Source organism: Roseivivax jejudonensis, from assembly GCF_900172265.1.
Classification (GTDB): domain Bacteria; phylum Pseudomonadota; class Alphaproteobacteria; order Rhodobacterales; family Rhodobacteraceae; genus Roseivivax; species Roseivivax jejudonensis.
This window is the reverse complement of the sequence record NZ_FWFK01000004.1, coordinates 95,435-120,991: the sequence shown is the minus strand read 5'-3', so window position 1 is coordinate 120,991 and position 25,557 is coordinate 95,435. Positions and strand designations below refer to the sequence as shown.

27 protein-coding genes and 1 other RNA gene are annotated in these 25,557 nt (G+C 71.3%); 14 read left to right on the top strand and 14 right to left on the bottom strand.

The features are described 5' to 3' along the window. Positions 1-68: 68 nt before the first annotated feature. The 6 genes from ROJ8625_RS11410 to ROJ8625_RS11385 all read right to left on the bottom strand — a co-directional run bounded on the left by ROJ8625_RS11410 (position 69) and on the right by ROJ8625_RS11385 (position 7,673). Positions 69-3,461 carry an efflux RND transporter permease subunit gene (locus ROJ8625_RS11410; protein WP_085792021.1) on the bottom strand — a complete coding sequence of 1,131 codons (3,393 nt, stop codon included), beginning with the start codon at positions 3,459-3,461 and terminating at the stop codon, positions 69-71. A 5-nt stretch (positions 3,462-3,466) separates the two neighbouring features. After that, positions 3,467-4,945, bottom strand: a complete 1,479-nt coding sequence (locus tag ROJ8625_RS11405; RefSeq protein WP_085792020.1) for an efflux RND transporter periplasmic adaptor subunit — start codon at positions 4,943-4,945, stop codon at positions 3,467-3,469. A 96-nt stretch (positions 4,946-5,041) separates the two neighbouring features. After that, positions 5,042-5,584 (bottom strand): molybdenum cofactor biosynthesis protein B, encoded by a 543-nt coding sequence (moaB, locus tag ROJ8625_RS11400; protein ID WP_085792019.1) that lies wholly within the window; start codon positions 5,582-5,584, stop codon positions 5,042-5,044. After that, positions 5,581-6,000, bottom strand: a complete 420-nt coding sequence (locus ROJ8625_RS11395) for a hypothetical protein (RefSeq protein WP_085792018.1) — start codon at positions 5,998-6,000, stop codon at positions 5,581-5,583. The genes moaB and ROJ8625_RS11395 overlap by 4 nt, the downstream gene beginning before the upstream one ends. Beyond that, positions 5,997-6,818: a uracil-DNA glycosylase gene (locus tag ROJ8625_RS11390; protein WP_085792427.1), complete on the bottom strand. Its 822-nt coding sequence runs from the start codon at positions 6,816-6,818 to the stop codon at positions 5,997-5,999. The genes ROJ8625_RS11395 and ROJ8625_RS11390 overlap by 4 nt, the downstream gene beginning before the upstream one ends. 54 nt (positions 6,819-6,872) lie before the next feature. Beyond that, a complete protein-coding gene (locus tag ROJ8625_RS11385; RefSeq protein ID WP_085792017.1) occupies positions 6,873-7,673 on the bottom strand; it encodes a protein-disulfide reductase DsbD domain-containing protein in 801 nt (266 codons plus the stop codon). Positions 7,674-7,863: 190 nt separating this feature from the next. Between ROJ8625_RS11385 and ROJ8625_RS11380 the strand changes: the two genes are divergently transcribed. Further along, positions 7,864-8,439, top strand: a complete 576-nt coding sequence (locus tag ROJ8625_RS11380) for a YqgE/AlgH family protein (protein ID WP_085792016.1) — start codon at positions 7,864-7,866, stop codon at positions 8,437-8,439. A 28-nt stretch (positions 8,440-8,467) separates the two neighbouring features. On the opposite strand, the gene ROJ8625_RS11375 is transcribed toward ROJ8625_RS11380, so the two are convergent. Continuing rightward, positions 8,468-9,130 (bottom strand): hypothetical protein, encoded by a 663-nt coding sequence (locus ROJ8625_RS11375; protein ID WP_143535104.1) that lies wholly within the window; start codon positions 9,128-9,130, stop codon positions 8,468-8,470. Between the two features lie 67 nt (positions 9,131-9,197). Next, positions 9,198-10,379 (bottom strand): BaiN/RdsA family NAD(P)/FAD-dependent oxidoreductase, encoded by a 1,182-nt coding sequence (locus ROJ8625_RS11370; protein ID WP_085792014.1) that lies wholly within the window; start codon positions 10,377-10,379, stop codon positions 9,198-9,200. 272 nt (positions 10,380-10,651) lie between these two features. On the opposite strand from ROJ8625_RS11370, the gene ROJ8625_RS11365 reads away from it, so the two are divergent. The 4 genes from ROJ8625_RS11365 (at position 10,652) to ROJ8625_RS11350 (ending at position 12,745) form a co-directional block, all read left to right on the top strand. Continuing rightward, positions 10,652-11,362, top strand: coding sequence for an alpha/beta fold hydrolase (locus tag ROJ8625_RS11365; RefSeq protein ID WP_085792013.1), 711 nt, complete (start codon positions 10,652-10,654; stop codon positions 11,360-11,362). A gap of 33 nt (positions 11,363-11,395) precedes the next feature. Continuing rightward, an RNA gene (gene rnpB, locus ROJ8625_RS11360) (RNase P RNA component class A) lies at positions 11,396-11,786 on the top strand. Positions 11,787-11,929: 143 nt separating this feature from the next. Then, positions 11,930-12,097, top strand: coding sequence for a 50S ribosomal protein L33 (gene rpmG, locus ROJ8625_RS11355; protein WP_005856346.1), 168 nt, complete (start codon positions 11,930-11,932; stop codon positions 12,095-12,097). Positions 12,098-12,232: 135 nt separating this feature from the next. After that, positions 12,233-12,745: a GNAT family N-acetyltransferase gene (locus ROJ8625_RS11350; RefSeq protein WP_085792012.1), complete on the top strand. Its 513-nt coding sequence runs from the start codon at positions 12,233-12,235 to the stop codon at positions 12,743-12,745. 86 nt (positions 12,746-12,831) lie between these two features. Here ROJ8625_RS11350 and ROJ8625_RS11345 read toward each other — a convergent pair whose 3' ends face one another. Then, a complete protein-coding gene (locus tag ROJ8625_RS11345) occupies positions 12,832-13,614 on the bottom strand; it encodes a Bax inhibitor-1/YccA family protein (protein ID WP_085792011.1) in 783 nt (260 codons plus the stop codon). Between the two features lie 130 nt (positions 13,615-13,744). Further along, positions 13,745-13,972, bottom strand: a complete 228-nt coding sequence (locus tag ROJ8625_RS11340) for a YjiS-like domain-containing protein (RefSeq protein WP_234984248.1) — start codon at positions 13,970-13,972, stop codon at positions 13,745-13,747. Positions 13,973-14,079: 107 nt separating this feature from the next. Here ROJ8625_RS11340 and ROJ8625_RS11335 point away from each other — a divergent pair, with 107 nt between their 5' ends. Further along, positions 14,080-14,961, top strand: coding sequence for a LysR family transcriptional regulator (locus ROJ8625_RS11335; protein ID WP_085792010.1), 882 nt, complete (start codon positions 14,080-14,082; stop codon positions 14,959-14,961). Between the two features lie 128 nt (positions 14,962-15,089). On the opposite strand, the gene ROJ8625_RS11330 is transcribed toward ROJ8625_RS11335, so the two are convergent. Then, positions 15,090-16,070 (bottom strand): NADPH:quinone oxidoreductase family protein, encoded by a 981-nt coding sequence (locus ROJ8625_RS11330; protein ID WP_085792009.1) that lies wholly within the window; start codon positions 16,068-16,070, stop codon positions 15,090-15,092. Positions 16,071-16,361: 291 nt separating this feature from the next. Between ROJ8625_RS11330 and ROJ8625_RS11325 the strand changes: the two genes are divergently transcribed. From ROJ8625_RS11325 to ROJ8625_RS11315, 3 genes are all read left to right on the top strand, one after another. Beyond that, on the top strand, positions 16,362-16,727 hold the full coding sequence (locus ROJ8625_RS11325) for a helix-turn-helix domain-containing protein (protein WP_085792008.1): 366 nt from the start codon (positions 16,362-16,364) through the stop codon (positions 16,725-16,727). Positions 16,728-16,816: 89 nt separating this feature from the next. Next, positions 16,817-17,626, top strand: coding sequence for a histidinol-phosphatase (gene hisN, locus ROJ8625_RS11320; protein WP_085792007.1), 810 nt, complete (start codon positions 16,817-16,819; stop codon positions 17,624-17,626). 236 nt (positions 17,627-17,862) lie between these two features. After that, positions 17,863-18,282, top strand: a complete 420-nt coding sequence (locus ROJ8625_RS11315) for a CAP domain-containing protein (protein WP_143535103.1) — start codon at positions 17,863-17,865, stop codon at positions 18,280-18,282. A gap of 72 nt (positions 18,283-18,354) precedes the next feature. On the opposite strand, the gene guaD is transcribed toward ROJ8625_RS11315, so the two are convergent. Next, positions 18,355-19,647, bottom strand: a complete 1,293-nt coding sequence (guaD, locus tag ROJ8625_RS11310) for a guanine deaminase (RefSeq protein WP_085792006.1) — start codon at positions 19,645-19,647, stop codon at positions 18,355-18,357. A gap of 180 nt (positions 19,648-19,827) precedes the next feature. Here guaD and mgtE point away from each other — a divergent pair, with 180 nt between their 5' ends. The 3 genes from mgtE to ROJ8625_RS11295 all read left to right on the top strand — a co-directional run bounded on the left by mgtE (position 19,828) and on the right by ROJ8625_RS11295 (position 22,627). Then, on the top strand, positions 19,828-21,225 hold the full coding sequence (gene mgtE / locus ROJ8625_RS11305) for a magnesium transporter (RefSeq protein WP_085792005.1): 1,398 nt from the start codon (positions 19,828-19,830) through the stop codon (positions 21,223-21,225). Beyond that, on the top strand, positions 21,222-21,788 hold the full coding sequence (locus ROJ8625_RS11300; protein ID WP_085792004.1) for a 5-formyltetrahydrofolate cyclo-ligase: 567 nt from the start codon (positions 21,222-21,224) through the stop codon (positions 21,786-21,788). The genes mgtE and ROJ8625_RS11300 overlap by 4 nt, the downstream gene beginning before the upstream one ends. 77 nt (positions 21,789-21,865) lie before the next feature. Beyond that, entirely contained in the window at positions 21,866-22,627 is a 762-nt protein-coding gene (locus ROJ8625_RS11295; protein ID WP_085792003.1) for a M48 family metallopeptidase, read from the top strand. An 84-nt stretch (positions 22,628-22,711) separates the two neighbouring features. Here ROJ8625_RS11295 and ROJ8625_RS11290 read toward each other — a convergent pair whose 3' ends face one another. Then, a complete protein-coding gene (locus tag ROJ8625_RS11290) occupies positions 22,712-23,062 on the bottom strand; it encodes a hypothetical protein (protein WP_085792002.1) in 351 nt (116 codons plus the stop codon). After that, positions 23,059-24,045, bottom strand: coding sequence for a cobaltochelatase subunit CobS (gene cobS / locus ROJ8625_RS11285; RefSeq protein ID WP_085792001.1), 987 nt, complete (start codon positions 24,043-24,045; stop codon positions 23,059-23,061). The genes ROJ8625_RS11290 and cobS overlap by 4 nt, the downstream gene beginning before the upstream one ends. Positions 24,046-24,269: 224 nt before the next feature. Here cobS and ROJ8625_RS11280 point away from each other — a divergent pair, with 224 nt between their 5' ends. Both ROJ8625_RS11280 and ROJ8625_RS11275 read left to right on the top strand, forming a co-directional pair. Further along, positions 24,270-24,815, top strand: coding sequence for a sigma-70 family RNA polymerase sigma factor (locus ROJ8625_RS11280; RefSeq protein ID WP_085792424.1), 546 nt, complete (start codon positions 24,270-24,272; stop codon positions 24,813-24,815). Next, entirely contained in the window at positions 24,812-25,534 is a 723-nt protein-coding gene (locus ROJ8625_RS11275; protein WP_085792000.1) for an anti-sigma factor, read from the top strand. Before ROJ8625_RS11280 ends, ROJ8625_RS11275 begins: the two co-directional genes overlap by 4 nt. Positions 25,535-25,557: the final 23 nt, after the last annotated feature.

Sequence of the window (25,557 nt, the reverse complement as noted above, 5' to 3'; positions counted from 1 at the left end):
CGGCGCGGTCTCCGGCATCGGGTCGGCAAGGTTGTAGCGACCGGGCGCCGGAGCGGCAAGGCCGGGGCTCAGGCGCCCGCGCCGGCCCGGCGGACAAGGCCGATCCAGAGGGCCGCCGCGAGGTAGAACACCGCCGCGAGCGCCAGCGTTCCCGCCGCGAAGAGCGCGAATCCGGCGCCGAGCGGGCCCATGCCGGGCACCAGCCCCGCCAGCGGGCCGGGCAGACCGCCGGTCACCGCCGCCCAGCCCAGCGTCACCGCGAGCCAGCCCAGCACGAGCGCGAATCCCGCAACATGGCCGAGCCGCGCCGGACGGGCCCGGTGCCGCAGCCCGCGCCGGAAGGCCGCGCGGGCGCGCGCGAAATCCTCGCCCATCGCCAGGAGCGCCGGCACCACGAGCAGGACCAGCACCATGCCGAAGCCCAGCCCGTAGCAGAGCGTGATGACCGTGGGCTTGAGGAACTCCGCCTGGCTCGAGCCTTCGTAGAGCAGCGGCGCGAGGCCGAGCACGGTCGTCAGCGTGGTGAGCAGGACCGGGCGCAGGCGGTCGGCGGCGCCGTCGATGATGGCCGGGATCATCCCGCGATCCTCGGCGTAGTCGTCGATCGTGGTCACGAGCACGATCGAGTCGTTGATGATGATCCCGGTCATGCCGAGCAGGCCGACGACGGTGAACATGGATAACGGCACGTCCCAGACATTGTGACCCCAGATCGTGCCCACGAGGCCGAAGGGGATGATCGCCATCACCACGAGCGGCCGCGCCCAGCTGGCGAAGACCCAGGCCAGCACGAGGTAGATCCCGAGAAGGACGAGGATCAGGCCCGTCGCCGCGTCGCTGAGGAACTCGGCTTCGTCCTCTGACAGGCCCGCCAGCGTGTAGTCCACCTGCCGCTCGGCCGCGATCCTCGGCAGGATCTCGTCCTCGAGCGCGCGGTTGATGTCGGCGGCGCGGGCGGGATCGTCCTCGGAGATGTCGCCGATGACCGAGATCATCCGCACGCCGTTCTCGCGCCGCACGGTGGAAAAGCCGGTGCGCCGCTCGACCTCGACGATATCGGCGAGCGCCACGTAGCCGCCCGAGGGCATGCGCAGCTGCGTGCGTTCGAGGAAATCGGCGGTCAGCTCGTCCTCGGGCAGCGCGACGCGGATCTCGGCCGAGCGCGGGCCGAGCGGATAGGTCGCCGCCTCGATCCCGCCCAGCCGCGCGCGCAGGGTACGGCCGAGGCTGTCGATATCGAAGCCGAGCGCGGCGCCCTGCGGCGTCAGGTCGAGGATCAGCTCTTCCTGGTCGTAGGGCAGGTTGTCCTCGACCGCCGAGACCTCGGGAAAGCGCGCGAGCGCTGACTTGAGGTCCTCGGACGCGGCCTTGAGCGTCGCCGCGTCGGCGCCCGAGAACTGCACGTCGAGCGCGTCGCCCTGCGGCCCGGAGCGCCAGCCGCGGAAGCTGACGGTCTCGGCGAGGGGGTGTTCCTCGACCTCGTCCTGCAGGTCGGCAAGGAAGGCGAAGCTCGAATAGGGGCGGTCGTCGCGCGGGATCAGCTCGATCGTGATGGCGCCCAGAAGGTCGGGATCCTTGCTCTCGGTGCCCGACAGGCCGCGGCCGGTGGTGCCGCCGATCTCGGTCATCACGAAGGCGACGGGGTCCGCGCCGTGCTCTTCGGCATAGCGCGCGCCGACGGCGGCGGTGGCGCGCTGCATCTCGCGCATCATCGCGATGCTGTCCTCGCGGCTCGCGCCCGGGGCCATCGCGAAATTGCCCGAGATCGAGGGCTGTTCCGGCGCGTTGAAGAAGCGCCACGGCACGTCGCCGCGGATCAACAGCGCCGCCTGCGCGGCCAGCAGCACGACGACGCCGGCGAGCACCACGTAGCGACCGGCGATGACGCCCGCCATCAGCGGGCGGAAGAGCTGCGCCCGGACCCAGCGGAAGCCGCGGTCGACCTGCCGCGACGGCCAGTCGTACCAGTGCCGCTTGTCCGAGTGCTTGAGCGCGTGGGCCATGTGGTTCGGCAGGATCAGGAAGCACTCGAAGAGGCTGGCGATCAGCACGACGATCACCGTGAAGGGGATGTCGGCAATCATTTCCCCGAACCGGCCGCCGATGGCGGTCAGGCCGAAGAACGCGATGACGGTGGTCAGCGTCGCGCAGAAGACCGGCATCGCCATGCGCTGTGCCGCGCGGGTCGCCGCGTCTTCGGGGGACAGTCCCTTGCGCACCAGGTGGTCGGCGTGTTCGCCGACGACGATGGCGTCGTCGACCACGATGCCGAGCGTGATGATCAGCGCGAAGAGCGAGATCATGTTGAACGTGATCCCGGCGGCGTACATCAGCGCCACCGCGGCGAACATCGCCGTCGGGATGCCGGCCGCCACCCAGAACGCGACCCGCGCGTTCAGGAACAGAAACAGCAGAAGCACCACCAGCGCGAGCCCGGCGAGCCCGTTGTCCACGAGGATGTCGAGCCGGTCGGAGATCTCCTGCGCGCGGGTGCGGATCAGCTGGATCTCGGCGCCGGCGGGCAATTCGGCGTTCAGCTCCGCGGCGATCTCCTCGGCCTGTCGCTGGATCGCGATGGCGTCGCCGCGGGCCGAGCGGTCGATGCGGATCGAGATCGCGGGATTCTCGCCCACGAAGTAGCTGCGCACCCGGTCCACGCCCTCGACCCGGATCCGGGCCACGTCGCCGACGGTCAGGTTGGTGCCGTCGCGGTTCGAGCGCAGGACGATCCCGGCGATCTGGTCGGCGGCGCGTTTCTCGGTCCCGGCGCGCACGCGGGCGTTGGCGCCGGTGACCTCGCCGGCCGGGGCGGCGTCGACCTCGGCGCCGATGGCTGCCGCGATCTCCTCGAGCGTGACGTCGTAGGCGATGAGGTTGGCCGAGGGCACCTCGATCACCGTGCGCGGCGCCGACAGCCCGCGGATCGTGGTGGCGGTGATCCCCTCCTCGAAGAGGCGCTGCACGAAGGTGTCGGCGATCCCGGCGATCTGCTCGGGCGCGAGCGGGCCGGTCACGACGACGTCGGTGACGCGGTCGAACCAGTTGTTGCGGCTGACTTCGGGATCCTCGGCGTCGTCGGGCAGTTCGGTGACGCTGTCCACGGCCTGTTGCAGGTCGTTGGCGGCCCGCGCCATGTCCCAGCCCGGTTCGAATTCGACCTCGATCTCGGCGCTGCCCTCGCGGCTCTCGGCCTCCGTGCGGGTCACGCCCTCGACCGCGGCGAGCGCGGGATCGAGCACCTGCACGATGCCGGCGTCGATGTCTTCGGCGCCCGCGCCCTCCCATCTCACGTCGACGTCGATCTCGTCGATCACGACATCGGGGAAGAACTGCGCGCGCATGTTGGGCACGGCGAGCGCACCGGCGGCAAGCATCAGCACCAGAAGCAGGTTGGCGATCGTCCGGTGGCGGACGAAGTAGCCGAAGAGGCCGCCGAGCGGGCCGGGGGTGGACCGGGCCACGTGGCTCAGCCCCCGATCCGGGCTTCGATCCGCGCGACGACCTCGGCGGGCACCTCGGGCGCGGAAAGCTGGGCGAGGATGCGCGCCTTGGCGTCCTCGGGCATCCGCCCGTTCGATTCGACAAACGCCACGAGGCGCTGGCGCCGTTCCTCGCTCAGTTCGACGAGCGTGTCGGCGCCGGGCGCGTCCTCCGCCGCGGCGGTCGTCTCCGGGTCGGCGATGCCGAGCGGGCGCGCCTTGATCCCTGGTCCGAGAAGCGGCGTGCGCTGCGCCACCACGAGCCTGTCGGCGACCGGGCCGGCATCGACCAGCACGTCGTCGCCCTGCCGGCGGCGGAGGGTGACCGGCACCAGCTCCAGCCGGTCGTCGGGGCCGATCGCCAGGACCGTGCCGGCGGCGTCGAGCGCGGTGGCCGGCAGCCGGGCAAGGTCGGCGATCGGGGTCTCGGCGACCTCGACGGTGACGAAATCGCCCGGCCGGAAGCCCGGCGCGCGGTCGAGCGCGGCGTAGATCATGCGCCCGGTCTCGCCCTCGGCCACGGCGGCGGCGGAGCGGTCGATCCGGCCGTCCGCAGTGAGGTCGGTGCCGTAGACGTCGAGCCGGGCGGTGACCGGCAGCGGTCCGAGCGCGCCGTCGTCGCCGATCAGGCGGGCATAGCCGTCGGTCGAGACACGGAATGCCACCTCGAGGGCGTCGGGATCGATCAGCCGGGCGACCTGTTCGCTTTCGGACACGAGCCGGCCCTCGACGACGCTGACCTCGGCCAGCGTGCCGGCGAAGCCCGCGCGGATCTCGGTGTCCTCGATCGCGCGCTCGGCCTCCGCGACGGCGAGGCGCGCGCGACGGATCGCGGTCTCGGTCGCGTTCAGGCGCGCCTCGGCCTCGGCCAGCGCCTGCCGGCGCTGGATCACGGCGGAGCGCCCGGTGGCCAGCTGAAGCTCGGCCTCCTCGACGGCGGCGGCCGACCCGACGCCACGGTCGGACAGGTCGGTCTGCCGTGCGAGCGCGCGCTCGTATAGCGCGATCTGCGCCTCCGCCGCCTCGAGGTTCGCTTCGGCGAGGTCGAGCGCGCGGGTGGCGTCACGTTCCTCGGACATGGCGTCCTGCAGGTCGGCCTCGGCGCGGTCGAGCGCGGCCTCGGCGTCGGCGGGATTGATGCGCGCGAGGAGCTGTCCGGCCTCGACCCGTCCGCCCTCCTGCATTTCGGGGGCGAGTTCGACGAGCCGGCCGGACGCGCCGGCGCGGATCTCGAGCTCGCGCGCGCTGCGCACCTCGCCGTAGGCCGTCAGCACGGGGGTGATCGTTTCGGCCTCGGCGGCGACGACGTTGACCGAGAACACCCGCTCGCGCCGCTCGGGGATCGCGGGCTCGTCGGTCAGCCGCGCCTCGACCGCGTCGCGCACCAGCGCGCCCGCATAGACCAGAAGGCCCAGCGTCAACGCCGTCAGGACAAGCCCGGTGAGGCTTCGCCGCAGGTATCGCATCGTGGTTCTGACCTCGCCGGTCGGTGTCGCCGCACAATCTGAGATGCGCGCCGGACGGGGCCAGTCGCGCTCACGTCCCTTTTACGCGGCGATGCGCTATTTCCGCCGCTGATGTTCCGACAATCGCGGGAAGATTTCCACGAAATTGCAGGGACGGTGGCGGTAGTCGAGCTGCGCGGCGAGGATCTCGTCCCACGCGTCGCGGCAGGCCGAGGGCGAGCCGGGGAGCGCGAAAAGGTAGGTGCCGCCGGCGACGCCGGCGGTGGCGCGCGACTGGACGGCGGAGGTCCCGATCTTGTTCATCGACACGATGGTGAAGATCGTGCCGAAGGCGTGGATCTCCTTTTCGTAGACGTCGCGGTGCGCCTCGACCGTCACGTCACGGCCGGTGAGGCCGGTACCGCCGGTCGAGATGACCACGTCGATCGCGTCATCCGCGCACCAGCGGCGCAGGATCGCCGCGATGGCATCGCGCTCGTCACGGACGATCTCGCGCGCGGCAAGACTGTGCCCCGCTTCGGTGAGGCGGTCGACCAGCGTGTCGCCGGACCGATCGTCCGAGGTGGAGCGCGTGTCGCTGACGGTCAGGACGGCGATGCGGACCGGCAGGAAATCGCGGCTCTCGTCGATCCGGCTCATGTGCGGGGCTCGCGCCGCGCGGCGATCGGCAGCGACAGGACCGACAGCAGCGCCCAGCCGAGCGCGGCCCAGTAATCGGCCGGAACGGCCGTCTCGATCCATTCGAACAGCGACAGCAGCGACGGGCCCGGGCCGGGCAGCCCGGCCAGCGCGAAGGCCGCGCCGGCCAGGATGAGCCAGAGCCCGTGGCCCATCGCGATGGCGAGCGCCACCCGGGCCGCGACATTCGGCATCGGCAGCGCGCGGAGCGCCAGCACCGCCGCGACGAGAAGCGCACCGGTCAGGATGTCGCTGGGCAGAAGCTGGCTCGCGGCGTCGCGGGACAGCGCGACGGCGGCGACGACGAGGCTCATCGCCCCGAGCGCGGGCCCGGGATCGGCCGGGATCGGGCGGGAACGGCGCGGCGAAAGGCTCATGGCGCGGTCTCCGAGGTCTTTTTCGAGGGCGTATCGGACAGGCGGGCGGAGAGGCTGAGAAGGTCGGCCCATGCCTCGCGCTTGGACGGTGTGTGCCGCAGCAGGTAGGCCGGGTGCAGCATGGGCAGGACGGGCCGGCCCATCGCCTCGGTCCAGGTGCCGCGCAGGCGCGTGATGCCGCGCCGGCCGAGCACCGCGCCCGCGGCCACGTTGCCCATGAGAACGATCAGGTCGGGATCGGCGAGCGCGACGTGGCGTTCGAGGAAGGGCAGCATCATCGCAATCTCGTCGGCCTGCGGATCGCGGTTCTGCGGCGGCCGCCACGGCAGCACGTTGGTGATGTAGACGGCGTCCGCACCCTCGGCCTGTCGCGACAGGCCGATCGCGCCGAGCATCCGGTCGAGCAGCCGCCCGGCGCGTCCGACGAAGGGCCGGCCCTCGAGGTCTTCCTCGCGGCCGGGCGCTTCGCCGATGATCATCACACGCGCGGACGGGGCGCCGTCGCAGAAGACGAGATTGCGCGCGCCGCGGCGCAGCTCGCAATGCGGGTAGGCGTCGATCGCGGCGCGCAGGGCGGCAAGGTCGGACGCGGCTTTGGCTGCGTCGCGCGCCGCCGCGACCGGATCTTCGGCGGCGCGGGGTTCCGTCGCCGGGGCTGCCGCCGCGGCCGGTGCGGGCGCCGCCACGGGGCGGGCGGCGGGCGCTTCGGACACGGCGAAGCGGTCGACCGGCGCATCCGAGATCGCCTCGGTCACGCCCATGTCGAGCTGCCATTCGAGCGCCGCGCGCGCGGCGTGCCAGTCCAGAGCCGATTCCATGACCGTGACCATACAAAGTGCGGTGGCGGCGGCCAACGCGCCGCGTGACGCGGATCAGCCGCGGCAGCCCGTGATCTCGACCGCGCGATCGTCGCCGAGGATGGTGAAGCGCAGGCGCGAGCGGTCGAGCGATACCGGTCGGCCGTCCACGTGCACGAGCCGGGTTTCGGCCTGCAGGCGCGAACCGCGCCGGGTGGCGTCGGGCTCGGCCACCCAGATGGCGGGATTGGCGGTCTCGATCACCACCGCCTCCTGCCGGCCGAGGGACGGCATCTCGATCTCGGCGACGAGCCCGAGCGCGCCGTCCGCGCCGGGTGCGACGCGGCAGCGCACGGCGCCGACCCCGGCCTCGGCGGCGGACAGCGGACGCTCGGCCAGTGCGGCGGCGATCACCGGATCGATCGCGCCACCCTCGGCCGGGAGCGCGCCCGACACGGCGAGCGTGGCCGGCAGGCAGATATCCTCGCACACGCCGATATTCACCGTGCCCGAGAGGGCGATGTCGCCGCGGCCGCGCGCGGCGATGGTCAGCGGCAGCACGACCTCGGAGGCGTAGCCGACGGAGCGCATCCCGGACTGGTGAAAGACGTGCGGCGTCGGCCAGTTCACGTCGACCGAGGCGAGGTTGTCCGAGCCCGACCAGTCGAACTCGGGCGGGATGCCGGCGTCGCCCGGCGCGCGCCAGTATGTCTTCCACCCGGGGGCGAGACGCAGGTGCAGCGCGGCGACATGGGTGCCGTCGGCCTGCCGCCAGCCCGGGCGCAGCGTTGCGGACACGACCTCGGACGGCTGTTCGGCCGGAACCGGCACGGCGGAGAGGCACAGGGCGAGGGCGAGGAGGGCGCGTCTGATCATGGGGCGACGATTGGCGCGCCCGCGCTGAAATGGGAAGTCACGTTCGGGCGACGAGCACGCCGGCGTGGCGGCGCCGACGCACCGCACGGGCGCCGTGCGGTGGCACCCTGTCGCGGCGCGGGCGCCCTTGCACCGTCCCGGGCGAGCCGTCACACTCGGCCTCATGGCTCAGAGCCCGACGGAAGACACCATGCCCGCGCCCGACAGCGCCACAGACCTGACGGGCAAGCTGCTGATCGCCATGCCGGGCATGGGCGACCAGCGGTTCGCGAACGCCGTGGTCTTCATGTGTGCGCATTCGAGCGACGGCGCGATGGGGCTGATCGTCAACAAGCCGACCCCCGAGATCGACCTCGGCATGCTGCTCGAACAGCTCGACATCGAGGCGGAGCCCGATGTCGGCAGCGAGCCGGTGCATTTCGGCGGCCCGGTCGAGACGGGGCGGGGATTCGTGCTGCATTCGCCGGATTACACGTCGGTCGTGACGACGCTCGAGGTGGATGACCGGTTTCACATGACCGCGACGCTCGACATCCTCGAGGAGATCGGCCGCGGGCAGGGGCCGTCGCGGCGGCTGATGTGCCTCGGCTACGCGGGATGGGGCCCGGGGCAGCTCGAATCCGAGTTCGCCGCGAACGGGTGGCTGGCCTGCGACGCGACGACCGACCTCGTCTTCGGCACGCCGAACCCCGACAAGTGGCGGGCCGCGCTCGCCTCCATGGGGGTCGAGGCGCTGTCGCTGTCGTCCGAGGGGGGGCGGGCCTAGGGCGTCCGGCGCCGGGGCCGTCGCGCGGTCAGTTCGGCCGCCGCAGTTCCTGCAGGATACCGTTATCGAAGGCTGTGCGGTGCAGCGCCCCGAGCTGCGCGGGAATGCGTTCGAGCCCGAGGATGCGCGCGATCGCCATGCGGTGATTGCCGTTTCCGGCCAGCATCGGCAGGCCGTTGCGGTCGATATGCACCAGCACGCCGCCATGTTCGCGACGGAAACGTTCGGCCCGCTTGCTGACCGGGTCGATGCGCCTGTTCCGCGAGACCTCGTCGAACATGCGGTCGATGTCCTGATACCGGGCGAGCACGTCGTCGCGCGACCGGCAGCCGTCGAAGATGCCGTGCCGCTCGATCCGGCGCATCATCACCTCGACGATGCCAGTGTCTTCCCAGCTCAGCCCGTCGACGAAATGCGACCGGCAGGCACGGATCTTGACCCCGCTCTCGATGGGGGCGCGGCTGAGATCCCAATCGCCATCGGCCACCACGCCGCTGTGGCGGCGGCGGTAGGCCGGGCCGGTCTCGGGGCGGCTGTAGCGCTCGGAGGCGAGTCGCGGATCGATCCAGATGCACTCGTCCGACAGCGGCCGGCCGCGCCCGTAGCGCACGAGATTGCCGAGGTCGCGCAACGCCTTGCGCGGGACGCCGGCCTCGATCATGCGGCGGATGCGGGAGCGGTCTTGGGTCATGGAAGGCTTCGATACTGCGTACGGCAGCGAAATGTAACCGTTTCATGACGGCCCGCAAGGCCGTCGATCAGCCTTGTCGCGCGGCCGTGATCGCCTGGCCCGCCGCCCAGCCCGAGGACCAGGCCCACTGGAAGTTGTATCCGCCGAGCCAGCCGGTCACGTCCACCGCTTCGCCGATGAAGTAGAGGCCCGGCACGTGTTTCGATTCCATCGTCTTGGACGACAGCCCGTCGGTCGCGACGCCTCCGAGCGTGACCTCGGCGGTGCGGTAGCCCTCGGACCCGGTGGGGCGGAGTTCCCAACCGCCGAGCGTCGCGGCGAGCGCGGCGATGCGGGTGTCCGACAGATCGCCCAGCCGGCCGGTCAGGTCGATCTCGGATGCGAGAAGCTCGACCAGCCGCTGCGGCAGGAGGCGAGCCAGTTCGGTGACCAGCGCGCGTTTGCCGGCGCTGCGGCGGCCCTCGGCCAGGTGCGCAGCAAGGTCGGTGCCGGGCAAGAGGTCGATCTCGAGCGCCGCGCCCTCGCGCCAGTAGCTCGACGCCTGCAGGACGGCCGGCCCCGAGATCCCGCGATGGGTGAAGAGCATGCCCTCGTCGAAGGCGGTGTCGCCCGCGCGCACGGTCGCGGGGGCCGACACCCCGGCGATGGCGCCGAAGCGGCCGTCGGGAAAGGTCAGCGGCACCAGCGCGGGACGGGTGTCGGTCACCCGGTGGCCGAAGCGGCGCGCGATGTCGTAGGCGAGGCCGGTCGCGCCCATCTTCGGGATCGACTTGCCACCGGTCGCCACCACGAGCCGGTGCGCGCGCACCACGCGGCGCCCGCCGGGATGTTCGAGCGTTGCGACGAAATCGCCGTCATGGGTCAGATCCACGAGCCGGGTGCGCAGCGCCAGTTCGGCGCCGCCCATCTCGGCCCGCAGCATGGCGATGATCTGTTTCGCGCTGTCGTCGCAGAAGAGCTGGCCCAGCGTCTTCTCGTGCCAGGCGATGCCGTGGCGCGAGACCGCCTCGATGAAGTCCCATTGAGTGTAGCGGGCGAGCGCCGACTTGTGGAAATGCGGGTTCTCCCCGAGGAACCGCTCGGGCCGGATGTCGAGGTTCGTGAAGTTGCAGCGGCCGCCGCCGGAAATGCGGATCTTCTCGCCCGGCGCCTTCGCGTGGTCGATCACGAGCGTGTCCGGCCCGGTCTGCGCGGCGCACATCATGCCGGCGGCGCCGGCGCCGAGGATGAGGGTGGCGACGTTCTCCATGCCCGCAGGGGTGAGCACGCGATCGGCGCCGGCGCAAGGGGCCGCGGCGTCGCGTCGGCGTTGGGCGCCGCCGTGCCGTTGGAGCGGCGTTGGGCGCCGCCGTGCCGTCGCGGCGGCACCGGGCGCCGCCGTGGCGCGGGGTGCCCGCCCGCTGATCCGCGCAGCCCGCCGCGCCGCCGGGCTTTTCCCTGCCGACGGCTCTGCTACAGAAGGACGTGGCGCCGCATTTCCCATGTTCCGGCCCGAGGCGCCGGCCCTGAACTGGATTGTCCATGCCCGACCCGCTCGTGCTCGTTCCCGGCCTCGGCTGCGATGCGCGCCTTTTCGCGCCGCAGATCGAGGTGCTGTCGCGGCGCGGGCCGGTGACGGTCCTGCCGTCGGCGCAGGGCGAGCGGATCGAGGAGATCGCGAGCCAGGCGCTGCCGCATCTGCCGGCGAAGTTCGCGCTGGCCGGGCACGGCTTCGGCGGCATGGTGGCGATGGAGATGCTGCGCCGGGCGCCCGACCGGGTGCTGCGGCTGGCGCTGATCTCGACGGCGCCTCTCGCCGACACGCCGGCCGAGGCGGCGGCGCGCGAGCCGCGCATCATCGGCGCCAAGGCCGGCCGCTTCGACGACGCCATCGCCGAGGAGGTGCCGCCGGGCGCGCTCGCGCCGGGGCCCGACCGGGCGGCGCGGCTGGCGCTCTTCCGGCAGATGGCGCGCGACCTCGGCGTTGATGCCTATGTCCGGCAGGTGCGCGCGCTGCAGCGGCGCAAGGACCAGCAGCCGGTCCTGCGGCGCTGCAAGGCGCCGGTCCTGGTGTTGGCCGGGGCGCACGACACGCTGGTTCCGGTCAAGCGCCAGCGGCAGATGGCCGAGCTGATCGGGCAGGGCGGCTTCACCGTGATCGAGGAGGCCGGGCACTTGCCGAGCCTCGAGGCGCCCGAAAACGTCACCGACGCGCTGTCGGACTGGCTGGTGGCGCCGTTCGTGCTGCGTTGACCGCGCGCCCGCGCGCGCCTATGTCGACGGCGCGCGGAGAGCCGGATGGCCGCGGGCAGGCCCCGCCTGTCCGAGGAAAGTCCGGACTCCCCGAAGCGACGGTGCCGGGTAACGCCCGGGCAGGGCAACCTGACGGACAGCGCCACAGAAAACAGACCGCCCGGTCCTTCGGGACCGGGTCAGGGTGAAACGGTGGGGTAAGAGCCCACCGGGGGGTCGGCAACGGCGCCCGCATGGCAAGCCCCACCGGGAGCAATGCCAAATAGGGATCCCGCGCGGGGGCGACCCCGCAGGGCGGCTTCGGCCCGAGGGATCCGGGTTGGCAGCTCGAGCCGCCGGGCGACCGGCGGCCCAGAGGAATGGTCATCTCCGCCCCCTTCATCGGGGGTGCAGACAGAATCCGGCTTATAGGCTCTCCGCGCTTTCCTCGCCTGCCGGCCTTTCAAACGCACCGCGCGCCGAAATCGGCCACCCCGCCGGTTGACTCCGCACGCGCGATGCGTAGAAGGCGGGGTCTGACAGATATCACGGGCCGTCCGCCGCGCCCGCCCGAAGGAGACGAGACCGATGGCGAAGCCCACCACGATCAAGATCCGCCTGAACTCCACCGCAGGCACCGGCCACTTCTACGTGACCAAGAAGAACGCGCGCACCATGACCGAGAAGATGACGATCCGGAAGTTCGACCCGGTCGCGCGCAAGCACGTCGAATACAAGGAAGGCAAGATCAAGTAAGCCTTCGGCCTCGAGACATCGGGGGACAGGGCGCCGCTCTGCCGGGAAACCGGCAGGGCGGCGTTTTTCGTTGCGCGCGCCTTTTTCGTCGCCCCGCCGCCGGGTTGCGCTATCATCGCCTCGGGAGGGCTGCGCATGGCAACGATCGAGGCGCTCAGCATCCGGGCCGCGACGCCCGACGATCTCGACGTGGTGGATCGCCTGTTCCAGCGCTCCTATCCGCGCCTTCTGCGGGCGCAGTATCCGCCCTCGGTCTGCGTCACGACGATCCCGATCCTCGCGCGCGCGCAGCCGGCGCTCTTGCGGTCCGGCACCTATTTCCTGGCCGAACGCGAGGGCCGGGTGGTCGGGGCGGGGGGCTGGACGCCGGCGCTTCGCGAGTCCGGCCGGGCCAGCCGCCTCGGCGTCGGCCACGTACGCCACGTCGTCACCGACCACCGCCACCTGCGCCGCGGCATCGGCCGCAGGCTCCTCGCCCACGTGATGACCGACGCGCGCCGTGCGGGCATGGCCGAACTGCGCTGCCAGTCGACGCTGACCGCCGCGCCGTTCTACCGCGCCCTGGGATTCGAGGAGGTCGGACCGCTCAGCGTCGAGCTGCCGCGCGGCATCGCGTTCGCGTCGATCCTGATGCGCCGCCCGATCTGACGGTCGCCGGGGGATCCGCACTGCCAAGCACGAAAAAGGGCCGGTCCCTTGGGACCGGCCCCGGCGTCGTGCGCCTGTCTCCGGGCTTACTCGCGGTTGCCGAGCAGCTGGAGAAGGAACATGAACATGTTGATGAAGTCGAGGTAGAGGCGCAGCGCGCCCATGATCGCCGACTTGCCGAGCCATTCGCTGTCGCCATGGCGGGCGTGCTCGAGATACTCGTTCTTGATCTGCTGCGTGTCGTAGGCCGTCAGGCCCGCGAAGATCAGCACGCCGAGGATCGACACCGCGAAGGCGATCGCCGGCGAGGCGAGGAAGATGTTGATGATCGACGCCACGATCAGGCCGATCACGCCCATGATCAGGAACGAGCCCCAGCCCGAGATGTCCTTCTTCGTCGTGTAGCCCCAGAGGGACAGGCCGGCGAAGGCGATCGAGGTCACGAGGAAGACCTGGACGATCGAGTAGCCGGTGAAGACGAGGAAGATCGAGCTGATCGACAGACCCATCACCGCCGCGAACGCGTAGAACACGGTCTGCGCGGTGGCCGCGGACATGCGGTTGATGCCGGCCGAGAAGCCGAAGACGAAGATCAGCGGCGCGAACATGATGACCCAGCGCAGCGGCGAGGCGTAGATCGCCTGCCCGAGCCCGGTCAGGTAGGTGTCGGCGCCGATCTGCGCGGCCGCGGCGGACGGATCCGTCGTGGTCGCCAGCCCCGAGATGGCCCATGCCGCCAGGAACGTGATGAACGTCCCGATCGACATCGTGCCGTAGACCTTGTTCATGTGGGCGCGCAGGCCCTCGTCGATCTGCGCGGATCCGACTCCGGCCCGCGTTCCGGCGCGTGCCGTGTTGTACTCAGCCATTCATGCCTCCGTTCTGAACCTCCCGCGGGCGCGCGGACGCGCACCCGTTAGTATGGTTCGAATATCGGCAGGGCGCGCGCGCTTTTCAAGATTCTTGCGCGCGCGCACGGCTCCGAAACGCGCTGTTGCCTCACCGGCGCCAGCGTTCGGGGGCATCCCAGACCGGCCGGGCGGCCTCGGTGCGCGCGGCGTCGGCGCTGATGCCGATGTCGCGCAGCCGCTCGGCGTCGAGCCCGGCGAGCTGCCGGCGCTCGCGCTGCAAGGCGGCGGCAAGGCCCAGCATACGGCCGAGGCGGAGGCGCCCACGGGCGCCGGAAGCACGGGAAGATGCGGTTTGCATGAGCACGATCCTTTCCATTCGGTGATGTCCTGCCGTCGTTCCATCTTTCACCTTGATGGATATCGTCGGATCGAGCTATTTGTGAAACGAATGTAAGTGAGCGTCGTCATCAGGAAACGTGATACATGCGCAACCTCGACATCACCCAGCTGCGATCCTTCGCCGCAGTGGCCGAAACCGGCGGCGTGACCCGCGCCGCGCGGATGCTGAACCTCACCCAGTCGGCGGTCTCGATGCAGCTCAAGCGCCTCGAGGATCTCGTCGGGCTCGCGCTGATCGACCGGTCGGGCCGCGGCGTGGCGCTGACGCCCGCGGGCGAACAGCTTCTGAGCTACGCCAAGCGGATGATCGCGCTCAACGACGAGGCCTATGCGCGGCTGACCGACGACGCCTTCGAGGGCGAGATCCTGCTCGGCACGCCCGAGGACGTCCTCTACCCGGTGGTGCCGCGGGTCCTGCACACCTTCCACGCCGCCTATCCGCGGATGTGGGTGCAGCTCCTGACCGCGCCGACCTTCGAACTCCTCGAAAAGCTCGCGCGCTCCGAGATCGACATGATCCTCACCACCGAAGAGGGCCGGGCCGGCGAGACCCTGCTCGAGGCGCCGCTGCGCTGGCACGGCGCGCCGGGCGGGACGGCGTGGCGGGCGCGTCCGCTGCCCTTCGCCCAGACCCGCAACTGCGCCTTCCGCCCGGCGGTGATCCGGCGGCTCGACGCCGCCGGCATCCCCTGGGCGCAGGTGATCGAGACCGACAGCGACCGCGCGAGCCATGCGACCGCGGCGGCCGATCTCGGCGTGGTCGCGCTGCTCGAGGGCCACGCCTCGCCGCAACTCGCACCGATCGACACCGGCGACGCGCTGCCCGATCTCGGCACGATCAAGATCAACCTGCATGCCGGCCCGACCCGCACCGCGCCGCTCGACGACCTCGCCGCGATGATCCGCCGCGGCTTTGCCGGCATGGGCCACGCCGCCCCCGCCGCCGCCAACCCTACCGCCGCCTGAGCCGCCGGCGGTCCCCCGTCCCCGGCTTCTTCTTGGCCGAAATACTCCGGGGAGCGCGAGGGGCAGCGCCCCTCGCCGGCGCGCCCCGTCCCCCCGCGCGCCCGGGATGTGCGGGCCGGGTGCGCCCCTCAGCCCGGGATCCGGATCACCACCTTGCCGGTCGCCTGGCGGGTGCGCAGGAGTTCGAGTCCCTCCTCGGCGCGGTCGAACGGCAGGACATGGCTCACGTGGGGGCGGATCTCGCCGGCGACGTACCACCCGAGCAGGGTATCGAGGCTGCGGGTCAGCACCTCGGGCGCGAAGGCGAGGTAGCCGCCCCAGTAGAGCCCGAGCACCGAGACGTTCTTGACCAGCAGGTGGTTCGCCTTGATCTGCGGCACCTCGCCCGAAGCGAAGCCGATGGCGAGGATCCGTGCCTCGGGCCGGCAGGCGCGGAGCGCGGCGGTGAACTGGTCGCCGCCGACCGGATCGTAGACGACGTCGGCGCCGCCGAGCGCGCGCGCTTCCTCCCGTATGTCCTGAGTCTCGGCGTCGATCAGGTGGTCGGCCCCGGCGGCGCGCGCGACCTCGAGCTTGTCGGCGCCGCGGGCGCAGGCGATCACCCGCGCGCCCATGCGCTTGCCGATCTCCACCGCAGTCAGCCCGACGCCGCCGGCCGCGCCGAGGACGAGCAGCGTCTCGCCCGGCCGGAGCCCTGCGCGATGGTCGAGCGCGAGATGGCTGGTGCCGTAGGCGATCTGGAACGCCGCGGCATCGACCGCGTCCATGCCGTCGGGCAGAACGACCGCACGCGCGGCGTCGAAGATGCCGGCCTCGGCGAGGCCGCCATGTCCGCCAAAGACCGCGACGCGGGTGCCGGGCGCGAAACGCTCGGCGCCCGGGCCGGCCGACTCGACGGTGCCCGCCACCTCCATCCCGAGGGTGAAGGGCAGGTCGGGCATGTCCTGATAGGTGCCTTTCAGCATCAGCAGGTCGGCGAAATTCAGGCCGCAGGCCTCGATCCGGACGCGGATCTCGCCCTCTCCGGGCGAAGTTAACGCAACGTCATCGCGCTCCGGGCGACCGCTGTCGCCGGTGACACGCAAAGCGCGAATTGTGGTCTCGGGCATTTGGCGGCCTCCGGAATTTGTCAAGTATAGTGGGAAATTCGCGACCTTTGGAGCGTAAATCCGCCGGCGCGTCTAGCCTCGTCTCCGGGGCGTGCGCAACCGATTGTTGCCAAGAACGCGTTTCAGTTGTTCAACCATTGCGATGGTTTGGCTTGCCCGGTCGCGTTGTTTCGGGGTACATACGCGGCACGCCGAAGGGGTGCTCGGTGAACACAGACAGTGCGCAAGGACAAGCCCGGATTCGTCCGGGCCCGTCTGCGCGTGGGCGAGACGAAGACAAGGAAGACAAGAATGACGCATCCCGTGGACGTGCATGTCGGCAAGCGGATCAGGCATCGCCGGTGGCTCGTCGGAATGACCCAGCAGCAGCTGGCCGAAAAGGTCGGCATCAAGTTCCAGCAGATCCAGAAATACGAGACCGGCGCCAACCGCGTCAGCGCATCCCGGCTTTGGGATATCGCGGACGCGCTCGAAGTGGCGGTCGGTTTCTTCTTCGAGGGGCTCGAGACCGGGCACGACTCCGCCCCCGAGGCGGTGCCCGGCGACATCCTCGGCGACAAGGAGGCGCTCGATCTCGTGCGCTCCTACTACGCGATCCCCGAGCACCAGCGCCGTCGCCTGTTCGAACTGGCCCGGGTGCTGTCGGACGTCGCCTGAAAGCGGGACGGCTGACGCCGCCCCTTGCACCACCCTTCCGTCCGGGCTAGCCCGAGCAGGGCCTCCGGACGGGAGCGTGAGATCCGATCATGACAGGCGGTGCCGTCGCGGCGCGCGACATTTCCCATATCGTCGATACAGCGCACGCCATGGCCGACGCGGCCGGCGCGGCGATCCTGCCGCACTTTCGGCAGCGCGCGCTCGACGTCGAGAACAAGGACGGCACCGGGTTCGATCCGGTGACGGCGGCCGACCGGGCCGCCGAGGCGGCGATGCGGCAGGTTCTGGCCGAACGCCGGCCCGATGACGCGATCCTCGGCGAGGAAGAGGCGGCGACGCCCGGCACGTCGGGCCTGACCTGGGTCATCGACCCGATCGACGGCACCCGCGGCTTCGTGTCGGGCACGCCGACCTGGGGTGTGCTGGTGGCGCTGTCGGACGCGGCGGGCGTGCGCTTCGGCCTGATCGACCAGCCCTATGTCGGCGAACGGTTCTGGGGCGGCTTCGGCAGCGCCCGGTGGCGCGGCCCGCGCGACGCCGGCGCCCTTGGCACGCGGGCGACCGGGTCACTGTCCGAGGCGACGCTGATGACCACCTTTCCCGAAGTCGGCAGCGCCGACGAACGCGCGGCGTTCGAGCGTGTCGCGGGCGGCGTGCGCCTCGTGCGCTACGGGCTCGACTGCTATGCCTACGCGCTCTTGGCGCTCGGGCAGATCGACCTCGTGATCGAGGCCGGCCTCAACCCCTACGATATCCAGGCACCGATCGGGGTGATCGAGGCCGCGGGCGGCGTCGTCACCGACTGGGACGGCGCGCCGGCCCATCGCGGCGGTCGGGCGCTCGCCGCCGCGAACCCGACGCTTCACGCCGCCGCGCTGGAGCGTCTGCGCGGGGTCTGACCCGCCGGCCTCGCCGCCCAACATGGATCGACGCACCTGCCGATGCGGCGCGACGCCGCAGACGTGCCGCATTGTCTGAAAATTGCCGAAAGAACGCATGTGGCGCGGCAGAGTTCCGCCACAATCGTCCGACATTGTCTCTACCCGTGGGCGAGTGGTGGCCGGATGGCCGGCTCGCCTGTACGAAGGACATACAGGCAAGACCAGAGACAGCTCTACAACAGGTGCTACAGACGATGCGGCTGACCGTTCTCCTGACGGCCGCCCTTCTTCTGCCTGCGGTTGTGCAGGCGGGGCCGGCGGACATCATCAACCAGTATCGCGCGCAGAACGGGCTTCCGGCGCTGCGCTATGACCGGACGCTCGAGGCGGTGGCCAAGGACCATGCGGTCGACATGGTGCGCGGCAACTTCTTCTCGCATCGCGGGTCCGACGGCAGCAAGGTTTCCACGCGCGCCAAGCGGCACGGCTACAACTACTGTCGCGTCGCCGAGAACCTCGCCAAGGGCTACGGTCGCGCCGGCGACGTGGTGCGCGGCTGGATCGGATCCCCGGCGCATCGGCGCAACATGCTGCTACGCGACGTGCGGGATTACGCGATGGTCAAGGCGCAGGGCGGCGTGTGGGTCATGGTCGTGGGCCGCCGCGGCTGCTGAGCCGCGCCGCCGCCCCAACCTGTCTTCCGAGCCCCGTGACCGCAGCGCCGCGGCCGCCGAGTCGCGCCGCGCTCAGGCCGCAGCGATCCGTTCCGATCCGCCGATCCAGACAGACCGGACCGCGCGGTCGTCGCCCATCATGATGGTCGCGAACACCTCGTCCCAGTCGTCCTCGGCGCGGCCGGCACGCTGCGCGATCGCCGGCGTGGAGGCGAGGTCCAGAACGCAGAGATCGGCCTCGAACCCCGGCGCGATGCGCCCGACGCGATCGTCGATACGCAGCGCCGTCGCAGATCCGGCCGTCGCCAGCCACATCAGTTCCGACGCGTGCAGGGGGCGGCCGCGCAACTGGCCGATCTCGTAGGCCGCGGCCATCGTCCGCAGCATCGAGAACGACGACCCACCGCCGGTATCGGTCGCCAGCCCGATGCGCAGCGTGGACGCCAGGCGCATGTCGAAGAGCCCCGATCCGATGAACGTGTTCGAGGTCGGGCAATGCACCAGCGCCGCCCCCACCTCGCGCAGGCGGTCGATCTCGCGCGGCTCGAGGTGGATCGCGTGGCCATAGACGCCGTTCGCGCCGAGAAGCCCGTGCGCCTCGTAGGTGTCGAGGTAGTCTCGCGCCTCGGGAAACAGCGTGCGCACCCAGGCGATCTCGTCGGTCTGTTCGCTCAGATGCGTCTGCATCAGGCAGTCGGGATATTCCCCCCAGAGCGCGCCGAGCGCCGAGAGCTGCTCCGGCGTCGAGGTGGGTGAAAAGCGCGGCGTGATGACATAGCGCGCGCGGCCCCGCCCGTGCCAGCGCGCGAGCAGCGCCTTCGACTCGTCGTAGGCGCGCACCGCGTCGTCGCGCAGGCCGTCGGGCGCGTTGCGGTCCATGCAGGTCTTGCCGGCCAGCACGCGCTGGCCGCGCGCCGCTGCGGCGGCGAAGATCGCCTCCACGCTCTCGGGATGCACCGTGCAATAGCTCGCCACGCTCGTCGTGCCGTGTGCCGCCGTGAGGTCGAGGTAGCGCTCGGCCACCGCGCGGGCGTAGGCGGGATCGTCGAAGCGAAGCTCCTCTGGGAAGGTGTATGTGTTCAGCCAGTCGATGAGCCGCTTGCCCCAGCTCGCGATGATCGCCGTCTGCGGATAGTGGGCGTGCGCGTCGACGAAACCGGGGCAGATCAGGTGGCGCCCGTGATCGTGCAGGCGTGCCCGCGGATGCGCCGCGCGCAGCTCCGCCGCCGGACCGACCGCGGCGATGTGCCCGTCGCGGACGAGGACGCCGGCGTCGCCTTCGATGCGCAGCGCGCCGAGCCCTTCGGCGAACGGATCGCCCCCGGTCCGGAGCACGCGCCCGATGAGGAGATCTCCGTCCGCCATCCTGTCCGTGCTCCGTTCCCGCCCGCGCGCCGGCGGCGACCCTAGCGAGGCCCGGGCCGGAGGTAAATCGGCACCGGACACGGCATCCTGCGCCGCCGCCGGCGGCCCCTGTCGCTTGGCCGCATGCTCCCGTAAGGTCGCGCGAGACTCGGGTCCGAACAGGCAGGAAGGGGCAGGCGCATGACCGAAGACCAGACCGATATCGCGCCCGAACCCGAGAGCGAGGAGGACGACGCCTACGCGCTCGACCCCAAGACGATCACCACGATCCTCTACGCCGTCGAGGTGAACGACCGCGACAGGCTCGTGGCGCTGCTCGACCCGATGCACCCGGCCGACATCGCCGACATCCTCGAGCAGATGAACGCGTTCGACCGGATGCGGCTGATCAAGCTCTACGGCGAGGAGTTCGACGGCGACATCCTGACCGAACTCGACGAGGGCATCCGCGAAGAGGTCATCGGCATCCTCAACCCGCGCGTCCTCGCCAGCGCGGTGCGCGACCTCGAATCCGACGACGTTGTCGACCTTCTCGAGGATCTCGAGGAGCCGCAGCGCGACGCCATCCTCGAGGTTCTCGACGACCCGGACCGGATCGCGGTCGAACAGTCGCTGACCTATCCCGAATACTCCGCCGGCCGCCTGATGCAGCGCGAGGTGGTGATGGCGCCCGAACACTGGAACGTGGGCGAGGCCATCGACTTCATGCGCAACGCCGCCGACCTGCCGGGGCAATTCTACCACGTCATCCTCGTGGATCCGCGGCTGAAGCCGGTGGGCAAGGTGGCGCTCGGGCGGCTGATGGGCTCGCGCCGCGACGTGAAGCTGGCCGACATCACCGACGAGAGCTTCCACGTCATCCCGGTGACCCGCTACGACGGCGACGTCGCCTACGCGTTCAACCAGTATCACCTGATCTCCGCGCCGGTGGTCGACGAGACCGAGCGCCTCGTCGGCGTCATCACCATCGACGACGCGATGGCCGTCCTCGACGAGGAAAACGAGGAGGACATCCTGCGCCTCGCCGGCGTCGGCGAGGAAAGCTCGCTGTCGGATACGGTAATCGAGACGACGCGCCAGCGGTTTCCGTGGCTCGCGGTCAACCTCGTGACCGCGGTGCTCGCCTCTCTCGTGATCGCGCAGTTCGAAAGCGCCATCGCGCAGGTCACCGCGCTCGCCGTGCTGATGCCGATCGTCGCCTCGATGGGCGGCAATGCCGGCACGCAGGCGCTTACCGTGGCGGTGCGCGCCCTGGCGACACGCGACCTCACCGGTTCCAACGCGCTGCGGGTGATCCGGCGCGAAATCGCGGTCGGCCTCGTCAACGGGCTGGCCTTTGCCGTGATCATGGGGATCGTGGGGCTGATCTGGTTCGGTTCGGGCGCGCTCGGCGGCGTGATCGCCGCGGCGATGGTGATCAACCTCGTGGTCGCCGGTCTTGCCGGGATCGGCATCCCGATCGTGCTGGAAAAGCTCGGGATCGATCCGGCGCTGGCCTCGGGCGCCTTCGTGACGACGGTGACCGACGTGGTGGGCTTCTTCGCCTTCCTCGGCCTCGCCGTCATCGTGCTGCTGTGAGCGGGGATCTCGCAGAGGCCAAGGCGGCGGCCCGCCGCGCGGCCGCCGAGCGCCGCGCGCGCGCCCACGACAGCCGCCCGCCCGGGGCCGCCGGCCGGCTCTCCGAGCTTCTCGCCGGCTATCGCGGCGTTCCGGTCTCGGGCTACATGCCGATCCGCACCGAGATCGATCCGCTGCCGGCGATGGCCGAGGCGAGCGCCCACGGCCCGGTCGCGGTGCCGGTCATCCGCGGGCGCGGCCGGCCGCTCGACTTCGCGCGCTGGCAACCCGGCTGCGCGCTGGTGCCGGGCCCCTTCGGCGCACCGGTGCCCACGCAGCACGAGCCCGTGGTGCCCGAGATCCTGATCGTGCCGCTCCTTGCCTTCGACCGCCGCGGCCACCGGCTGGGCTATGGCGGCGGCTTCTACGACCGCACGCTGGCCGGGCTGCGCGCCCGCGGCCCGGTGCTCGCCGTGGGCTTCGCCTTCGCCGCGCAGGAGGCGGACGAGATCCCGGTCGAGCCGACGGACGCGCCGCTCGATCTCGTCGTCACCGAGCACGAGATCCTGACGCCCGTGCGCTGACCGCGCTGTGCGCCGGGCTGACGGAACCCGCGCGGCGTCACCCGCGTCTGTCCCCGACGCGCTTGCCGGAGGTTGCGATGCCCTGCACCTGTTTCTCGACCGCTCCGACCCTCAGCCGGCGCCGGCTCCTGACCGGTGCCGCGGCGCTGCCGCTCGCCACCCTGCCGGCCTGCGACCGCGCCCGCGTGCTCGTCTCCGAGCAAGAGGCCGCGGCGATGGGCGCCGAGGCGTGGCAGCAGATCCGCTCGGAGGTGCCCGAAAGCGACGACTCCGCCTTCCGAGACACCGTGGCGACCCTGTCGGAGCGGCTGATCACCGCCGCGGGCGGCGATCCCGGCGCGTGGCAGGTGGTCGCCTTCGAGGCGCCGGAGGTGAACGCCTTCGCGCTCCCGGGCGGACGGATCGGCGTCTATCGCGGGCTCTACGATCTCGCCGGCAGCCCGGACGAGCTGGCCGCGGTCATCGGCCACGAGATCGGCCACCTGGAGGCCGACCACGCCCGCGAGCGGATGGGCAACGCCCGCGCGCAGGGCGCGCTCCAGCGGCTCGTGGCGTTCGTCCTGCGCCAGTCCGAGATCGAGTTCGACGAGGAGATCATGGCCGCGCTCGGTCTCGGCCTGCGCTACGGGCTCGCGCTGCCCTACGGTCGCGACCAGGAACTGGAGGCCGACCGCCTCGGGCTCGACATCATGACCGATGCGGGCTTCGCGCCCGATGCCGCGATCCGCCTGTGGGAGCGGATGGAGGCCGCGCGTCCCGACCGGCCCCCGGCCTTTCTCGCCACCCATCCCGCGCCCGGCACCCGCATCCGCGCCCTGCGCGAGATGATCGAGACCTGACGCTCCGCCGATCTTCTTGGCCGAAATACTCTCGGGGGAGCGCGAGGGGGCCGAGGCCCCCTCGCTCCGCCGGCGCCGCCGATGTCACGGACAGCGCTGCAGCGCCCGCTCGAAGATCTCGCGGCTTGCGCGGTCGCCGGCGTGGATCGCGGCGTCGATCATCCGCACCCGGTCCGGCGCCGTGCGCGCGATGTAGGCGTCGACCGCGTCCGCGTCGCCGGTCTCGCGCACGGCGCGGTCGCGGTAGCGCCGGGCATCGGCGCGCGCCGCGGCGGCGCCGTCGAGATAGGCGGACAGATCCGCGTAGCGCGCATAGCCTTCCCACAGCGCGGCGCAGCGGGCTGCCGCTGTGTCGGCGGGATCGGCGCTGGCGAGGGTCGCCGCGAGGAGGGCCGGCACCGGCCCGAGGAGCGCCGCGCGGGCGCGCCGTCTCACCGGACCGCGACGCGCGCGGCGCTTTCGGGCAGTTCCTCGTCGAAGCAGCGCTGGTAGAACTCCGCCACCGTCTGCCGTTCCAGCTCGTCGCACTTGTTGAGGAACGACACCCGGAAGGCGTAGCCGAGGTCGCGGAAGATCTCGGCGTTCTGGGCCCATGCGATCACCGTGCGCGGCGACATCACCGTCGACAGGTCGCCGTTCATGAAGGCCGTCCGCGTCAGGTCGGCGACGGTCACCATCTGGCGGATCTGCCGGCGGCCCTTCTCGGTGTTGTAGTGCGGGCACTTCGACAGCACGATCGCCGTCTCGGCGTCGATCGACAGGTAGTTGAGCGTCGCCACGAGGCTCCAGCGGTCCATCTGGCCCTGGTTGATCTGCTGCGTGCCGTGGTAGAGCCCGGTGGTGTCGCCGAGGCCCACGGTGTTCGCGGTGGCGAAGATCCGGAAATAGGGATGCGGGTGCAGCACCTCGTTCTGGTCGAGCAGCGTCAGCTTGCCGTCGACCTCGAGCACGCGCTGGATCACGAACATCACGTCGGCGCGGCCGGCATCGTATTCGTCGAACACGATCGCGGTCGGGTTGCGCAGCGCCCAGGGCAGGATCCCTTCCTGGAATTCGGTGACCTGCACGCCGTTCTTGAGCTTGATCGCGTCCTTGCCGATCAGGTCGATCCGGCTGATGTGGCTGTCGAGGTTGACGCGCACGCAGGGCCAGTTGAGCCGCGCCGCGACCTGTTCGATATGGGTCGACTTGCCGGTCCCGTGATAGCCCTGGATCATCACCCGGCGGTTGTGGGCGAAGCCGGCGAGGATCGCGAGCGTCGTGTCGGGATCGAACTTGTAGGTGCTGTCGAACTCGGGAACGCGCTCGGTCCGGTCCGAGAACCCGTGCACGATCATGTCGGTGTCGATGCCGAAGACCTCGCGGACCGAGATCTCCTCGGTCGGTTTCGCGTTGATGTCGATCGAGCCGTCGGCCATGCCCACCCCGTCCTGTCGGTTTCCGCGGCCGGGCCGCGCCCGGCGATTGCCGTCGGGGATGCAACATATCGCGAAGAGGGGCAAGGGGAAGGATCGACAGGGCCCGCCGCGCCCGATAGACCGGACCGACCGGGCCCGCGGGTCCGCGTCGGCCCGCCGTCGCGGCGGGACCGGGACGGAGCCGTGCCGGAGGGGCGGCCGGAAGGCAGGGCAGGGTGCTCAACATGACGCCGCAGGAAGAGGTCGAGGATTTGCTGGCGCGCGTCGCCATGGGCGACCGAAAGGCGTTCTCGACGCTCTACGACCGGACCTCGGCCAAGCTCTTCGGGATCTGCCTGCGCATCCTCGTCGACCGCGCCGAGGCCGAAGAGGCCCTGCAGGAGGCCTATGTCCGGATCTGGAACCGGGCGGACGCCTACCGGGTGAACGGGTTCTCGCCGATGACCTGGCTCATCACGCTCACGCGCAACATCGCGATCGACCGCCGCCGCAAGCGGCCCGCCCGCCCGGCGGAGGCGCTCGACCTGGCCGAGACCATGGCCGATGCCGGCCCGGGGCCCGAGGCGATGGCAGCGGAGCGGTCCGAGGCCGAGCGGCTGCACCAGTGCATCCGCGAACTGCCCGACGACCGCGCGGCGATGGTCCGGCGCGTCTATCTCGACGGTGACAGCTACGCCGAACTGGCCGAGGCGACGGGCACCAAGCTCAACACCGTGCGCACCTGGCTTCGCCGGGCGCTGATCCAGCTGCGGGAGTGTCTGGCGCGATGACCGGGCCCGGGGACACCGACATGCCGGCCGGCGGCGGTGGTGGCGGAGAGGATTCCGCGCTGGCGGCGGAATACGTCCTCGGCCTGATGCCCGAGGCCGAGGCCACCGCGTTCGAGACGCGCCTCGCCGCCGAGCCGGCGCTCGAGCAGGAGGTCGTGGCCTGGACCGAGTATCTCGCCATGCTGGCCGACGGGGTCGAGGACGAAGTGCCGGCCACCGCGGTCAAGCGCCGGATCGAGGCCGCCGCCTTCGGCCCCGACGCGCGCAGCGCGCGCACCCCGTTCTGGCGCGCGCTCGTGCCCTACGGGCTGGGCGCCGTCGCGGCGGCGCTGCTGGCGTGGGTGGCGTTCACCTTCGGGCCGCTCGGCCCCGAGGGCGACACGCCGCTGCTGGTCGCCGACATCGCCGTTGAGGATCAGCCGCTGGCGATCCATGCCGGCTGGTTCGAGGAGGCCGGCGAGCTGCTGGTCATCCGCGAGGCCGGCAACGTCCCGGCGGACAGCGATCTGGAGCTGTGGGTGATCGCGGGCGAGGGGCCGCCGGTGTCGCTTGGCCTCGTGCCCGAGGAAACCGACCGCATCCGCTACACCTTGCCGCAGGCGGTGGCATCGCTCCTGCCCGACGCGACGCTCGCGGTGAGCCAGGAGCCGCCGGGCGGATCGACCACCGGCGCCCCGACGGGCCCGATCCTCGGAACGGCGCCGATCACGTATTATTGAGAATTCGTGGCCTTCGGGCCGAA